The 1,244-nt window shown below is 72.2% G+C and carries 2 protein-coding genes; both read right to left on the reverse strand.

All coding sequences use genetic code 11. From position 1 onward, the window contains the following. Positions 1 to 31: 31 nt before the first annotated feature. Positions 32 to 877, reverse strand: coding sequence for a DUF742 domain-containing protein (locus SCA03_RS34765; protein WP_037852124.1), 846 nt, complete (start codon positions 875 to 877; stop codon positions 32 to 34). 143 nt (positions 878 to 1,020) lie between these two features. Next, positions 1,021 to 1,244 (reverse strand): roadblock/LC7 domain-containing protein (locus tag SCA03_RS34770; protein WP_443098243.1); only part of this gene is annotated, 224 nt, incomplete at its 5' end.

The following is a 1,244-nucleotide window of genomic DNA, read 5'->3' on the forward strand; positions in this document are numbered from 1 at the left end:
GGTCGTGGAAGTCCCCCCGACGGGCCCGCCGCTAGAGCTTGCGAAGTCCACTGAGCACCCTTTCGAGCAGTGTCACGTCTGGCTGGCCGTCGGCGCTGGACTCGCCGCCACCGGGCTGGTGAATGGCGACGAGCCCTGCCTCGGCCAGGTCGGCGACGAGGATCCGGGCGACGCCGAGCGGAATGGTCAGGAGTGCGGAGATCTCGGCGACCGACTTGATCTCGTAGCACAGGCGGCAGATCCGCTGGTGCTCAGGGAGCTGGCCCTGAAGCCGGGCGGGTTCGGCCGTGGTGTGCACCAGCGCCTCGATGGCGAGCTGGTAGCGGGGACGGGTCCGGCCACCCGTCATGGCGTACGGACGCACCAGCGGCTGCTGCGGCTGTCCGGGCGCCTGGTCGCCTCGCCGGGCGGCGCCGTCGTCCCGGGTTCCGGGCTGCACCGGCTGGATGCGGGTGTGCGGGGGCTGCACCTGCCCGTCGTGCGGGCCGGGCCTCCCCTCGTACCCCGGCCGGCCCTGCGGGGCCGGCCCTCCCCCGTGTGCGGGGGCCGCTGGCTGTCCCGGGCGGCCGGGCTGCCGCGGCGGGAACTGTTGTTGCGGGGCGGGCTGCGGGCTCAGCGGGCCGGGCTGCGCCGAGGGCGCGTACGGGGCCTGCTGTCCCGGCACGGGGGCCTGCGAGTCGTACCCGGCCGGCTGGTCGTATCCGGCCTGCGGGTCGTACGGGCCCGAGCCGTCCTGCTGGACGCGATCGCTGGGCGCGGAGGGGAAGTTGAAGCGGTTCAGGAACGGCGTGTCACCGTGTGCAGCGGGCGAGGGGGCGTCCTGGCTCGGCTCATGACCACTGCCGTACGACGACGGACCTCCTGGGGGCGTTGCCACGTTTCCTCCTCCGACTCACGGTTCTGCGTGCCGTTCTGCGTCCGTTCGGCTCTTCCTGTCCGTTCAACGCTCGCGCCCGGCATCGCGTCCCCGCACTTTATGGCGCGACGACGCGATGCGCACTGCCTGTCTGCCGGTTGCTCTCAGTTGAGCAGGCTGCCCTGCAGTTCCGCACGCAGATCCGGAGTGAGGACGGTGCCCGCCCGGTCCACCAGCAGGGCCATCTCGTAGCCCACGAGACCGATGTCGGCCTCGGGGTGGGCGAGGACGGCGAGGGAGGAGCCGTCGGAGATGGACATGATGAACAGGAAGCCCCGTTCCATCTCCACCACCGTCTGGTTGACCCCACCGCCCTCGAAGATGCGGG

Origin of the sequence: Streptomyces cacaoi (genome assembly GCF_006539165.1) — a bacterium.
Classification (GTDB): Bacteria; Actinomycetota; Actinomycetes; order Streptomycetales; family Streptomycetaceae; genus Streptomyces; species Streptomyces cacaoi.